The sequence below is a fragment of the Fundidesulfovibrio butyratiphilus genome, from assembly GCF_054657235.1.
Window position 1 is genome coordinate 345,436 of record NZ_BAAHXA010000003.1, and the last position, 12,511, is coordinate 357,946.

A 12,511-nucleotide genomic window follows, 5' to 3' on the forward strand; every position below is an offset into this window, starting at 1 on the left:
TCAACAACGCAACGCTACGCGCACGTTCCCCCGTGCTGGCGAATATGATCGCCCAAGGTTTTGTCGATCCCAGACGTGTGTTCAAGAAACCATTTCGCAATATAGGTATAGAACTCGTAGAGATCAAATCCCTCTTCCATGGAAAAACGCCTGTGGAACTCCAGGGCTTTCATGGAGCAATCGAGGTGCTGACGCACCTGCTCGAAGTAGTCCGCATACGTTTCGTGATCCATCAGGGACTCTTCCGCCTGAAAATGTGTGGTCGTGTAGTCATAGAACCGGCGAATGAGCTGAGATACCGCACGTTTTTCCGCCCCCGCCTCCAGGGCGTCCGCAATATTGTTGATAAGCTCGACAAGATCCATATGCTGCTTGTCGATAAGGTAGACCCCCACGGAAAGGCTGTCGCTCCATTGCAAACGTTTCATGGCGTTCCTTGGGTCTGCTCTCACGCTTTGTTGTTGTGGGGACATATTCGCTACGCCAACCGCGCCTCTGAACGGCTTCCCCGGCGAAGCCATTGGCTCCCGGCCGCTTATCAGCCTGTTGAGAAATCCTTGCTGGCTGCGTTGCTGCGAAAAACTCAACCCCTCAATGGATGCCAACCACGCTTCGGGCTTGATTTTTTCTTGCGCCTTGCCAGCAAGCTTTTTGAACAGGCTGCAAGAATCGACTTTTTGGGCGGGCTGTTATGGGGCAACCTTGGGGGCGATGACGAAAAACGAAGCCCCGGCCCGAGCGACCAACCGTTCCTTCTCGTCATAGACACTGGCCTGGGTGGAGAGGACCGCCCCCCCGCGATGAACAACCACGGCCACGGCCCGGATGTCGCCGGCAAAGACCGGACGCAGGTAGCGGACGTTTATTTCTATTGTGGCGGTCTTTTGGCCGTCCTTCAAATTGGCCAACACCAGATGGGCCATGGTTTCGTCGGCCAGGGTGGCGATCACGCCGCCGGCAACCACGCCCCCTCCCTGAATGAAATCCCCGCGAAACGGAAGATGCAGGATGGTTTCATCAGGTTCGATCTTCACCACGTTCACCCCAAGAAAACGAAACAGGGGGTTAACCCCCTGTCCCGCAGCCATAACGCTCGATAAATAGGCCTGGGACAAATCACCCCTCCGGGGCTTGCGCCTCCTCGGCCGGGCCGAAGGGCAGAATGAAATAAAAGTTGTTTCCAAGCGGGGTGGGTTCGAAACCGACCGTGCCGCCGTGCAGGCGCACCACCTCGCGAATGAAATACAGTCCATGGCCCGTGCCATACTCCTTTGCGGAGTTGGCCCCCCGGTAGCCTTCGGTAAACAGCCCCTTGGCGTCTTCCGGGCTCATGGGCGTTCCGGTTGAAAACACGTTGAGCTTGATGCCGTCTCGTCCCGGACCGAAACAATCCGGCAGGACTTCCCACCCGTAGGACATGAACTTGCGCCGCATGCCGTAGCCCACGTCCACGTCGCGGGCGTATTTCACCACATTGGAAAACAGATTGGAATACACTTGTGAAATCAGCCCCACATCGGCCACCACCTCGATTTCCTTGTCCGGCACGCCCCCCATGGAAGTGTCGATCTCGATGCCCCGATCCTGAAAACGGGGACGGTAGCGTTCCACCTGCGGGTCTATGACTTGGCTTTTAAAGTTGCAGGATCGCCTTTCCAACACATAGCGTCCGGCTTCGAAATGGCTGGAACGCAAAAGCGTCTCCAGAAAGAGGCTCGTGTTTCGGTAGTGACTGAATATTTCCTTGTATTGGTCATGAATGGCGTTGTGCGCATATCTGATGTCTTGGCACAGTTCCTGGAGCTTCGCCTGAAGCGGGTCATCTCTCCCCGTGCAGTCTTTGAGTATTTTTTTTATTTTTCGCTCAGCATGTTTCACCAGGTTGATGCGCGCCTCCAGGCGCTTGTAGAACAGCTTGAAGTACATATTGGGCACAATGATGTTGTGTCCGATGTCCTTAACGAGATTGCGAATAAACTCCACATGCTCAACGTTCTTCAGGCTGACGAACTTGTTATGCAACTGGTAGCCGATGCGGTTGGCGTATCGGGCCCAGAACAGTTTATCGTGGTCGTTTAGCCTCTGCGCGGGCGACAACTCCAGCATGCCGATAACGCCGCCGTCGGCCGGAGCGAAGGGAAGCTGCGAGAGATGTTCCTTGTTGGCCTTGATGGGCAGGCAATACTTCCCGTTTTCCACCGAAGCCTTGTCCTGAAATACGGGCACCTGCGCGGACGGCGCGCACACCGTGGCGCAGCAGCGCACGGGCCGCTGGTCCAAGCCCTGCACATACAGGGCGCATTCCAGATTGAAGAGGGCCTTGGGAATCATGACACACACCGCGTAGACATCGGTGATGCTCGCGAATTCCTGGGCAAGATCGAAAAATATGTTCAGAGCCAGACTTTGCAGACGGGAAAAGTTGTAGCTCTCATAATTGTCGATCTTTTCGTGGATGCGGGCCATGACGAGATCCATACGGTCCTGGCCAAGTCCGCTTTCAGGGCTGTAAGAAGACGTCGGAACGGAAGAGTCTTGTGCATCCATGTGCTTATCCTGGTTGGAAAATCGTCGCACACTTACTAAAATAATCTTAACACGTCACCCACCGGTCGACAAGAACGGGCCGGGGAAAAACCATTCGCGCGCACAAAATCGCGCACGCCGTCCAGGCCTTCCAGGCCCCCTCCGAAAGGTCGATTCGCAGCGCCGGAGGCTCTTTCACCCAACAAACGGGCCCCGTGGACAGAAGGCGTCGGATTCCAACCAGAAACATAACCGGCTCCTTCCGCCTTGCCCACAAAAAACGAGTATGCAAGAACCATCCATGGCCATGAAAAAATTCCGCCAGTTCCCGGTCCGCTTCGCGCCCGCGGAACCGTCCGAGGCGCGGCGCAGTGAACAAGCCTGTCCAAAGGCGAATGCTTTGAACACACCGGACGTCGCCGTGGTCATGGCCGGGGGGCAAAGCCGTCGCCTGGGTCGGGACAAGGCGGCGCTCCTGGTGGACGGTATGACGCTGTTGGCCCGTACGATCCGCCTCGCCGGCCGTTTCTGTCCCCTGGTGGCGGTGAGCGGCCGCGATCCGGCCTTCTCCGGCGCGCCTGCCCCCTGGTTCGCCGACGCCTACCCGGGATTGGGTCCGTTAGGCGGTGTGACGACCGCCCTGGCCCGCTTCGGATGCGCCTGCCTGGTGCTCAGTTGCGATCTGCCCCACATGAACGACCCGACCCTGGTTCGTTTGCTGCAGGCCTGGGAAGAACGCGAACCGGACACCCTGATGACCACGTTCGAACAGGCCGAAACAGGACGCATCGAGGCCCTGGTGGCGGTCTACCAACCCGAGGCCGAGCCCCTGTTGCGTCAAGCTCTTCACCAGGGTCGCCTGAAACTCTCCGCCGCCATACCGCGCGAGCGAAGGCATCATGTGGTCTATACCCGGGCGGAAAGCCGACCTTTTTTCAACGTGAACACTCCCGAAGACCTGGCCGAATGGCGAAACAAACAGCGTCGCGCCAATCCGTAACGTCCTGGCGCGCACGCGCCGCGCGCATCCAGGATGTGGCTACGCCATAGCGCACCTGCCGCAACAGCATACAATCCAGAGGGGTTGCGTTTTTTCGCAGCAACGCCTCCAGCGAGAATTTTGCACCGGGTTGCTACCTGCCCAGGGCGCGCGGTCCGGCCTCGGCCTGGTCTTGGCCGCGAAACGACTCGATGATGGTCTTGAGTTCCTCGGCTTTATCCGAAAGCGCCATCACGCTCTGCGCAGCCTCCCGCATGCCGCCGGCCGTGGCCGCGGTGATGCGGCTGACCTCCTCAACGATGCGGTTGATTTCTTCGCTCGAAGCGGACTGCTGTTCGGCGGCCGTCGCAATGCTTTGCACCTGGCCGGTGGTCTCATCCACCAGGGAGAAGATCTCTTCCAGAGCTTGGCCAGACTCGCTCGCCAGGGCCGTAGCCCGCTTGACGGCTTCGGCGGCGTTTTTCACGCGATCCACATTGGAGACCGTGCCCTCCTGAATGGTCCGTATCGCCTCGCCCACTTCCTTGGTGGCGGCCATGGTTTTCTCGGCCAGTTTGCGCACTTCATCGGCCACCACGGCAAAACCGCGTCCCGCTTCGCCGGCTCGCGCGGCCTCGATGGCCGCATTCAGGGCCAACAGGTTGGTCTGGTCCGCGATATCGGAAATGACCCCCATGATGCCGCCGATGGACCGGGCCTGATCGCCCAGAGTGACCATGTCGGATTCGAGTTCGGTGGCCAACCGGTCCACCTGGCCGATGGCTTCCACGACACGGCCAACCACCCGCTCTCCGTCCTGGGCCTTGGTCTTGGCCTGCCCGGCCTGATTCGCAGCCGCGGCCGCGCTCTTGGCCACCTCGAGCACCGTGGCGTTCATCTGTTCCATGGCGGTGGCGGCTTCGCCGGTGCGGCTCTCCTGAACGTGCATGTCCGCGTCGGTCTGTTCGATCTGACGGGCCAGCTCATGGCTCACCTCGCCAATACCGAAGGTCACGCCTTCCAGCGTCTGGGCCGCGGCCAGCATGCCTTCCTGCCGGGCGGCCTCGGCCTTGTTCAAGGCCTGATCGGCTTCGGCCCGCGCCGCCTTGGCGCGCTCGGCCTCCACACTGGCTTCCTGGGTTTTCCGCTCGGCCTCGCCCATCTTGGCCTTTATGGCCGCAACCATGGCGCGCAAGGCGTCAGCCAGCGTGCCGATTTCGTCGCTGCGATGCACCTCGAGTTTTTTGTCCAATTCGCCGCGCGCCACATGGTCGGCAAAGGACACCGCCGTCATGATGGGCTTGGTGAGCGTCCTGGACAACACGATACCCACCACCACCATGATGAGGCCCACCAGGGACGCCGACCCCACCACGCCGAAGATAATGCCCCGCTCGGCTTGAATGATGGCTTCACGGTCTTTGCCGATGAAAAACATGGACCCGGGTTTCCCGTCCGAGGTAACGATCGGCCAGTACACCGAGTCGAAAAATCTGCCGAAAACCGCATTGCGGGCCACCATTTCCCTGCCCTGCGTATAGACCGCTTCCATCACCACGGGATTTTCGATCTTGGTGCCGATGGCGCGTTTGCCACCGTCCAAGTGGGACGTGGTGAACCGCGTGTCCCCCTTGAAGATGGTGCATTCCAGCCCCATGTCTCTTTTGACCGAATCCACAAACTCGTTTGTGCCCAGGTTTTTCCCCACGGAAAGCGCGCCCACGATGGTATCGCCGTGATAGATGGGCGCTCCGGCCCGTACGGAAAGCTTGACCACCGTGCCCTCTTCCAGGCCGACGGTGGCCCTGCCGGCCAAACCGTTCTGGATGGCCATCTGTTTCAACACGCTGTCGCCGGATTTGTCCGAGTGGCCCCGAGCCACCACCACGCCCTTGAGGTCGGCGATGGTGAGAAAGTCGGCGTTGGATTTTTCGACGAAGAGCTTGGCGATGCGCTTCAGATCCGCTGTGTCGTGGTTTTCTATGTCCAGGGCGATCTGAAGGTTGGACGCCATGAGATAGGCCTCGGACAAGGACTGCGTCATCAAGGAGTCCAGCCGCGCCTGCACGGATTTTTTCTTGTCCTTAAGCTCCAGGGCGATCTGTTTGTCGAAACCTTGGGTCAAATAGTAGTATGTTGTAACAAAGATACTCAGGCTAACAACCAGAATACAGATTGCGATCAAAAACGTGAATTTAACGGAAAATGAAACTTTCATACTATTCTCCGTCCTCCATCAAGGCCGTCGGGGTTGCGCAGAGCTTTTCCCATGTATCTCTTTTTAACAATTTTCGTACCTACGCCTTACGAAAAGATGCATGACATCTATTTGAGACAAATATCTTGTACTTTTCTATTCTGTTATACAAAGAGTTCACCTAAGAAAAGCTTTTTTTTGGCCAAGTCGCATAAACTCCTATGAGGAAATTTTACCGACCGACAAACTCGATGTTCTTCGTTGTTTATCTTATCTATGAACAGATAGTTCCCCACAAGAACGGGATCGACTCGTTTCGCGCCAAGGGCTCACACGGAAAGGAAAAATACAACGCCATAAAAAAACCGCCCCCGGTAATCCCGGAGGCGGCGGTATGACCCGGTAAAAGCAAACAGGCTATTCGGGGCGAGACTGCTGGAGCAACTCCATGGCCTGAACCAGCTTGGCCGCCTGCTCCTTGTTGTCGACCTGGGTGGAAAGGAAAGAAGCCTTCTGAGCCATTTCCATGATAATCGTATTGAGCACCATCTTCTTGGATTTCGCGGGCAGGTTTTCCAACTCACCCATGCGGGTATCCAAGGTGGCGACAGTGGCGGACACGGCGTCAATATTCTGATTTGCCTTGAAGAACAAAACCCCGGCGACCAGAACGGCCAATAAGGCGATCACCAGCGCCATGCGACTGATGTCCTGAGAGGTCTTGATGTTGAGTTGCTCCAGATACGAAGGGTCCTTGTTCTCGGTTTGGCTGCGAAATCCTTTCATGGAGATGACCTTCTCATTGAGTTTCATTGGAAAATTCCTCCTCGCCGCGCCCTGTGGTCACGGGAATTGTGCACAGCATTTTATATAACGAACATCGCACGTTTTGCCACTTCTGTCCAGAACCACACAGGATCAAAAGAGCCTGGACTGGATTCAAAGAAGCATCACCATTCCTGTATCAGTCTTTGCGCTCGTTACACGACCTACAACATTGGCAAGCTCTCCGCCCGCAACAAGCAATTCGCGCGCAGAGGAAAGAAGGCCCTCCGGCACGGCTAATATCAAGCCTCCCGATGTCTGCGCATCAAATACCAAGTCGCGTCGAAGGGGATCAAGCCCTGGTGCGCACAGGGTCCTTGGGGCAAAATAGCGGGTATTTGCGTGGCTGCCCGCAGGCACCAATCCCATAGCGGCCAAATTCAAGGCGTCCGGTAAAAGGGGCAGTGCCGCAGTATCGATTTCGATGACCAGGCCAGAGGCTTTTGACATTTCCAAGAGATGCCCGCCCAGGCCAAAGCCCGTGATATCCGTGGCGGCTCGCAGTTTGAGTTCGGCTATGATTTGCCCGCCGACCCTGTTGAGGCGCGCTGCCGTCTCCCAAATGACCCGTTCATGTTCATCGGCGTCAGGCATTCGCGCTTTGACTGCCGTGGCAAGCACACCAATTCCCAGGGGTTTGGTGAGGAGCAGGAAGTCCCCCGCGACAAGACCACGATTGGTGGCAAAGTGTTCTGGATCGGCCACACCGGAAACCGAAAGGCCATATTTGAGTTCGTCGTCTTCGACCGTATGCCCACCCGCCAGAAGGGCGCCGCTTTCAGAAATTTTGGAAAGTCCGCCTTCCAAGATGGCCCGCAACACGTCGGCTGACAGACGTTTGGACGGAAAGCAGAGAATGTTCATGGCCGCCAGGGGAACGGCGCCCATGGCGTATACATCGGACAAAGCGTTTGCGGCGGCTATCTGACCGAACCGGTAGGGATCGTTGACGATGGGCGTAAAAAAATCCACCGTCTGCACCAGGGCCTTTCCGGGGGGAAAGCGCAAAATGGCTGCGTCTTCATTGTCTCCCCGGCCTGTGAGCAGGCGTTCGTCCGTGGGGCCTTCGAGCCCCTGCAAGGCAGTCTCCAGGTCCCCTGGAGCGAGCTTGGCGGCTCAGCCGGCGGCTTTAACCAAGTCAAGGAGTCTTTCGGTACTCATGGCTCTTCTCTCGGTTGCAGTTTGTTGGCGTTCAAATGATCAAGGAAATAGCGTAACACGGGAAAAACATGGCGTTTTGCGTGCCGAACGGCATAAAAGTTTCGGACGATGTCCAACCCTTCCACGTCCAGGCTGACCAGATCACCATCCCTGAGGGATTGTTCCGCAGCAAAGGAAGAAATGGAACAAAGCCCAACACCATGCGCCACACAGTGCAGAAGGGTTTCGGGAGTTTGTGCCTGAACACAGACATTGAGTCTGCGAATGTCAAAGCCCGCACCTGTCAATGCGGATTCGAATGCTTTTCGAGTTCCGGAACCGGGTTCACGCATAACCCACGGCCATTTGACAATGTGTTCAAGGGGTAACGGTCCAGAAGACGAGGCAGACTCGCGTACTTTTACAGCGAAAGCCGGTGATGCGACGATTTGCAAACGATCTTGTGCGAACTTTTGAAAAAGCAGCTCCGGTTCTTCGTTCACAGCGCCCACCACGCCCATGGCAATTTGTCCGGATAATACGGCGGTAAGAATTTCTTGTGAATCTCCACCACGCAATTGCAGTCGAACTTCCTTGTGCTTGCGGAGAAATTGACCAATAAGAGCGGGCAGCAAGTATGTTGCAGGAATGGTGCTCGCTCCAATTATTAGTTCTCCGGCGACACGCTCAAGAAGCAGGTTGATCTCACTGCGAGCTTGTTCAAGAGCAGTAAAAGCCTCTTGCGTGTGTCGGTACAAGATTTCGCCGGCCTGGGTAGCAAGAATGGATCGCCCCAGTCTATCAAAAAGCTGAACGCCAAGTTCCTGCTCCAGACTGATGACGTGAGCACTGATGGTGGGTTGAGACAGAAGGAGCTCCTGTCCGGCCTTGGAAAAACTGCCAAGTTCGTAGACTTTGGTAAAGGCTTCGAGGCGTCTGATATCCATGCCTCGTATCATTAGTATCATGGCCCCTGATAGTAAAGACACAAAAAAAAGGAGCGGTCGAAACCGCTCCCTGTGGGTATCTCGAATAAAGAAGTCCGTTTAGGCTTCAGGCGTAACAGCGACTTCCTGCCGGGTGAGCTCAATGACAGCCATGGACGCACAGTCACCAACACGGGGGATGCTCAGTTTGAACACGCGAGTGTAGCCGCCGCCGGCGCCAACAAAGCGCGGAGCGATTTCATCAAAAAGCTTTTTCACCAGTTGATGATTCTCCAAAACCTTGTAGGCAAGACGCCGTGCATGCAGATCGCCGCGAAGTCCAAGCGTTACCAGCCCGTCCGCAACTTTGCGAAGTTCTTTGGCTTTAGCCTCAGTGGTCTTAATGTGGCCGTAGGTCAAAAGAGACCGAGCCATGTTCCGGAACATGGCCTTGCGGTGAGAGCTGGTCCTTCCGAGCTTAACGCCACCCTTTTTATGCCTCATTGCTCTGCTTCCTCTTGAGCCATTCCTGGTATTTTTGTTCGAAGTTGTCGAGCTTCATGCCGAAATCGAGGCCAAGGTCTTCAAGAACCCGCCGGATTTCCTCCAACGACTTCTTGCCGAAGTTCTTGGTCTTGAGCATCTCGTTTTCCGAGCGCTGCATGAGTTCGCCCACCAGGGAGATATTGGCGCTCTTCAGGCAATTGGTGGCCCGAACGGAAAGTTCCAGTTCGTCGATGCTCTTGAAAAGATTCGGATTCAAGTCAGAATCATCACCACCGCGCGCGCCTTCCGTTTCGGATTCCTTTTCATCGAAATTGATGAATACCGAAAGCTGATCCTTCAGAATCTTGGCGCTGTAGGCAATGGCATCCTCTGGTGTGACCGAGCCGTCTGTCCAAACGTCGATGATGAGCTTGTCATAGTTTGTCATCTGACCGACACGGGCCTGATCGACGGTGTAGGCCACCTTTTTCACCGGAGAAAAGCTCGCGTCCAAGGCGATAAGGCCAATCTCTTGCCCGATGTTTTCATGCATGTCGGCCGGCACATACCCTTTCCCCATGCGAATCTCGAAGTCCATCTTCAGTTCGCGCTGGGAAGAGATGGTGCAAATGACTTGTTCGGGGTCAAGAATGGTCACATTTTGATTGGCTTGAATGTCACCAGCAGTGACAACGCCAACCTTGTCCACGGAAAGAGAAAGGCGTTGCGTATCTTCCGTCGACAAGGCCAAACGGATCTGCTTCAAATTGAGCATGATGTCCGTGACATCTTCAATGACCCCAGGAATGGTGGTGAATTCGTGGTGAACCCCTTCGATATTCACCGACACGATTGCCGCTCCCTGCAACGAAGACAGAAGAACCCGCCGAAGCGCGTTGCCAAGCGTAGTGCCAAAGCCGCGTTCAAGCAGTTCGCAGGAGAAACGGCCATAGGTCGAACTGGATTTGGGATCCCGCACCAATTTTTCAGGGCGTACCAGTTCAGACCAATTGCGTGTGTTGATAAGCCTATCGCCGTTACGGATAAGCATTGAGCCCTCTTATTTGGAGTACAGCTCGACAATGAGCTGTTCGTTGACAGCCAGTTGAATGTCTTCGCGGCTAGGCATTGCGATCATTTTGCCTTTGAAAGCCGCGCCATCCACTTCCAGCCATGTCGGACAGCCACGACGCGCGATAACTTGCTGGGCTTCCTGAACCACCGGAGACTTGCGATTCTTTTCGCGAACCTCGATCATATCGCCCACACGCACTTGCATGGACGGAATGGTCACACGGCGGCCATTAAGCGTGAACAAGCCGTGACGTACAAGCTGACGGGCCTGGTCGCGGGAATTGGCAAATCCCATACGATAAATCACGTTGTCCAAACGACGCTCAAGCAGAATCAGCAGATTTGCGCCGGTAACGCCCTGCTGCCGCTCGGCATGTTCGAAATAACCGCGGAATTGCAATTCCAGCACACCGTAAACACGACGAGCTTTTTGCTTTTCACGAAGCTGAACAGCGTAATCACTCATCTTTTTACGAATACGGCCATGTTGACCGGGAGCGTAAGGACGACGTTCATGTGCGCACTTGTCGGTAAAGCAACGGTCGCCTTTGAGAAAAAGCTTCACGCCCTCCCGGCGGCACAACCTGCATTTGGGGCCGGTATAACGAGCCACTTGATAGCCTCCTGAAACCTAGACCCGGCGCCGTTTGGGAGGACGGCAGCCATTATGGGGAATGGGGGTGACATCGCGAATGAAGCTCACCTTGAAGCCAGCGGCGTTAATGGCGCGCATGGCGGCTTCACGACCAGAACCGGGCCCTTTCACAAAAATACCGACAGTACGCATACCATTGTCCTGGGCCTTGCGGGCGGCAGTCTCGGCAGCGACCTGGGCGGCAAAGGGAGTCGACTTGCGCGAACCTTTAAAGCCGGAAGCTCCGGAGGTGGCCCAACTTACCACATTCCCTTTCAGATCCGTAAAGGTAATGATGGTGTTGTTGAAAGAAGCCTTGATATGCGCAATGCCAACCGGAATGTTCTTTTTTTCTTTCTTGCCGGTGCGGCGTGGTCTAGCCATTGTATCGTCCTTTCATCAAAGCGCGACGCGCTGTTACTTCTTTTTCTTGGCCATCACGGAACGCCGCGGTCCCTTACGGGTACGGGCATTGGTGTGGGAGCGCTGACCACGAACCGGAAGCCCCTTGCGGTGGCGAAGCCCCCGGTAGCAACCGATATCCATGAGCCGCTTGATGTTTGCGGTCACATCACGCCGCAGATCGCCTTCAACCTTGTGGTTGGCTTCGATCTCTTTGCGGATGGTGTTCGTCTCCTCGGGGGAGAGGTCATCGCTGTTCTTGGTCCACTCCACTCCGGTGGCATCCAGAATTTTCAGCGCCGTAGTCCGCCCAATTCCAAAAATATAGGTCAGGGCGATATCCATGCGCTTATTCCTGGGAAGATCGACTCCAGCAATACGGGCCACTGTACTCTCCCTCGTTTATCCCTGGCGCTGTTTGTGCCGGGGATTTTCACAGATCACACGCAGAACGCCATGACGCCGAATGATCTTACATTTTGGACACAACTTCTTGACCGAAGGCCGCACTTTCATACTGTTCTCCCAGAAGGAAATGGGTATGCCCCACGCTCTAGGAGCGCAGGCTTAAAATCTTGGGGCCGTGAGGCGTCACCACTACCGAATGTTCAAAATGAGCGGAAAGGCTGCGGTCTCGGGTGACAGCCGTCCACTTGTCAGCCAGGATATCGACCTCGGGAGCGCCCATACACACCATGGGTTCAATAGCCAAAGTCATTCCAGGCTTCAGGGTCACGGAATGGGCACCTTGAGGGACAAAATTTGGAACCTCAGGTTTTTCGTGCAACCGACGCCCGATTCCATGGCCAACGAAGCGCCTTACAACAGAGTACCCATGGCTTTCAACATATTTTTGCACCGCCAAGGAAATGTCGTAGAGGTTTCCCTCGGCCTTGGCCTGCTCAATACCTTGATAAAGAGATTCTTCGGTGACCTTCAAAAGGTTCGTAACCGCATCGGAAACTTTTCCAACGGGAACCGTGATCGCTGAATCACCAAAAAAACCATCCCAGACTACTCCCATATCGAAACTGACGATGTCGCCGTCGACAAGGACCCTTTCCCCCGGGAAACCGTGAACGACTTCTTCATTCACGGAGCAACACAAGGCAAAAGGATACCCAAGGTAGCCCTTAAAAGCGGGCTTCACTTTGTATTTGTCGCAAAGCTCGCAAGCAATTCTTTCGAACTCGATGGTCTTTACACCAGGACGAACCGCATCACGCAAAGCATCAAGAATGATGGCAACAATCCTGCCGGCTCCTTGCATAGCCTTAATTTCGGCATCGTTCTTGATGAAAACACCGCGATACTTCTTCAAA

Annotated in this window: 15 protein-coding genes; 1 reads left to right on the forward strand and 14 read right to left on the reverse strand. The window is 55.7% G+C overall.

Annotated features, from left to right (window positions below):
- Window positions 1–14: 14 nt before the first annotated feature.
- The 3 genes from ACYQ01_RS17555 to ACYQ01_RS17565 form a co-directional block, all read right to left on the reverse strand.
- The gene (locus ACYQ01_RS17555) at window positions 15–428 is read right to left on the reverse strand and encodes a bacteriohemerythrin (RefSeq protein WP_459935118.1); all 414 of its coding nucleotides are present in this window, start codon (window positions 426–428) and stop codon (window positions 15–17) included.
- Window positions 429–689: 261 nt separating this feature from the next.
- Window positions 690–1,115 (reverse strand): PaaI family thioesterase, encoded by a 426-nt coding sequence (locus tag ACYQ01_RS17560; RefSeq protein WP_459935119.1) that lies wholly within the window; start codon window positions 1,113–1,115, stop codon window positions 690–692.
- A 1-nt stretch (window position 1,116) separates the two neighbouring features.
- Window positions 1,117–2,547: a sensor histidine kinase gene (locus ACYQ01_RS17565; RefSeq protein WP_459935120.1), complete on the reverse strand. Its 1,431-nt coding sequence runs from the start codon at window positions 2,545–2,547 to the stop codon at window positions 1,117–1,119.
- A 379-nt stretch (window positions 2,548–2,926) separates the two neighbouring features.
- On the opposite strand from ACYQ01_RS17565, the gene mobA reads away from it, so the two are divergent.
- Entirely contained in the window at window positions 2,927–3,526 is a 600-nt protein-coding gene (mobA, locus tag ACYQ01_RS17570; RefSeq protein WP_459935121.1) for a molybdenum cofactor guanylyltransferase, read from the forward strand.
- A 133-nt stretch (window positions 3,527–3,659) separates the two neighbouring features.
- Here the strand turns inward: mobA and ACYQ01_RS17575 are convergent, their stop codons facing one another.
- The 11 genes from ACYQ01_RS17575 to map all read right to left on the reverse strand — a co-directional run bounded on the left by ACYQ01_RS17575 (window position 3,660) and on the right by map (window position 12,510).
- Complete coding sequence (locus tag ACYQ01_RS17575; protein WP_459935122.1) at window positions 3,660–5,723, reverse strand: methyl-accepting chemotaxis protein; 2,064 nt, start codon at window positions 5,721–5,723, stop codon at window positions 3,660–3,662.
- Window positions 5,724–6,119: 396 nt separating this feature from the next.
- Window positions 6,120–6,515, reverse strand: a complete 396-nt coding sequence (locus tag ACYQ01_RS17580) for a hypothetical protein (protein ID WP_459935123.1) — start codon at window positions 6,513–6,515, stop codon at window positions 6,120–6,122.
- A 126-nt stretch (window positions 6,516–6,641) separates the two neighbouring features.
- Window positions 6,642–7,688, reverse strand: a complete 1,047-nt coding sequence (gene selD, locus ACYQ01_RS17585) for a selenide, water dikinase SelD (RefSeq protein ID WP_459935124.1) — start codon at window positions 7,686–7,688, stop codon at window positions 6,642–6,644.
- The gene (locus ACYQ01_RS17590; protein ID WP_459935125.1) at window positions 7,685–8,614 is read right to left on the reverse strand and encodes a selenium metabolism-associated LysR family transcriptional regulator; all 930 of its coding nucleotides are present in this window, start codon (window positions 8,612–8,614) and stop codon (window positions 7,685–7,687) included. Before ACYQ01_RS17590 ends, selD begins: the two co-directional genes overlap by 4 nt.
- Before the next feature lie 99 nt (window positions 8,615–8,713).
- On the reverse strand, window positions 8,714–9,097 hold the full coding sequence (gene rplQ / locus ACYQ01_RS17595; protein WP_459935126.1) for a 50S ribosomal protein L17: 384 nt from the start codon (window positions 9,095–9,097) through the stop codon (window positions 8,714–8,716).
- Window positions 9,087–10,130: a DNA-directed RNA polymerase subunit alpha gene (locus ACYQ01_RS17600; RefSeq protein ID WP_459935127.1), complete on the reverse strand. Its 1,044-nt coding sequence runs from the start codon at window positions 10,128–10,130 to the stop codon at window positions 9,087–9,089. The genes rplQ and ACYQ01_RS17600 overlap by 11 nt, the downstream gene beginning before the upstream one ends.
- A gap of 9 nt (window positions 10,131–10,139) precedes the next feature.
- Entirely contained in the window at window positions 10,140–10,766 is a 627-nt protein-coding gene (gene rpsD / locus ACYQ01_RS17605; protein ID WP_459935128.1) for a 30S ribosomal protein S4, read from the reverse strand.
- An 18-nt stretch (window positions 10,767–10,784) separates the two neighbouring features.
- Entirely contained in the window at window positions 10,785–11,171 is a 387-nt protein-coding gene (gene rpsK, locus ACYQ01_RS17610; RefSeq protein ID WP_459935129.1) for a 30S ribosomal protein S11, read from the reverse strand.
- 33 nt (window positions 11,172–11,204) lie between these two features.
- Window positions 11,205–11,576 (reverse strand): 30S ribosomal protein S13, encoded by a 372-nt coding sequence (gene rpsM / locus ACYQ01_RS17615; protein WP_459935130.1) that lies wholly within the window; start codon window positions 11,574–11,576, stop codon window positions 11,205–11,207.
- A 15-nt stretch (window positions 11,577–11,591) separates the two neighbouring features.
- Entirely contained in the window at window positions 11,592–11,705 is a 114-nt protein-coding gene (gene rpmJ / locus ACYQ01_RS17620) for a 50S ribosomal protein L36 (RefSeq protein WP_459935131.1), read from the reverse strand.
- A 37-nt stretch (window positions 11,706–11,742) separates the two neighbouring features.
- Complete coding sequence (gene map, locus ACYQ01_RS17625) at window positions 11,743–12,510, reverse strand: type I methionyl aminopeptidase (protein ID WP_459935132.1); 768 nt, start codon at window positions 12,508–12,510, stop codon at window positions 11,743–11,745.
- Between the last annotated feature and the right edge of the window lies 1 nt (window position 12,511).

Coding starts and splice junctions, on each gene's coding strand:
- ACYQ01_RS17555 (WP_459935118.1), bottom strand. CDS start 428: ATGAAACGTTTGCAATGGAGCGACAGCCTTTCCGTGGGGGTCTACCTT.
- ACYQ01_RS17565 (WP_459935120.1), bottom strand. CDS start 2,547: ATGGATGCACAAGACTCTTCCGTTCCGACGTCTTCTTACAGCCCTGAA.
- ACYQ01_RS17575 (WP_459935122.1), bottom strand. CDS start 5,723: ATGAAAGTTTCATTTTCCGTTAAATTCACGTTTTTGATCGCAATCTGT.
- ACYQ01_RS17580 (WP_459935123.1), bottom strand. CDS start 6,515: ATGAAACTCAATGAGAAGGTCATCTCCATGAAAGGATTTCGCAGCCAA.
- ACYQ01_RS17590 (WP_459935125.1), bottom strand. CDS start 8,614: ATGGATATCAGACGCCTCGAAGCCTTTACCAAAGTCTACGAACTTGGC.
- rplQ (WP_459935126.1), bottom strand. CDS start 9,097: ATGAGGCATAAAAAGGGTGGCGTTAAGCTCGGAAGGACCAGCTCTCAC.
- ACYQ01_RS17600 (WP_459935127.1), bottom strand. CDS start 10,130: ATGCTTATCCGTAACGGCGATAGGCTTATCAACACACGCAATTGGTCT.
- rpsK (WP_459935129.1), bottom strand. CDS start 11,171: ATGGCTAGACCACGCCGCACCGGCAAGAAAGAAAAAAAGAACATTCCG.
- rpmJ (WP_459935131.1), bottom strand. CDS start 11,705: ATGAAAGTGCGGCCTTCGGTCAAGAAGTTGTGTCCAAAATGTAAGATC.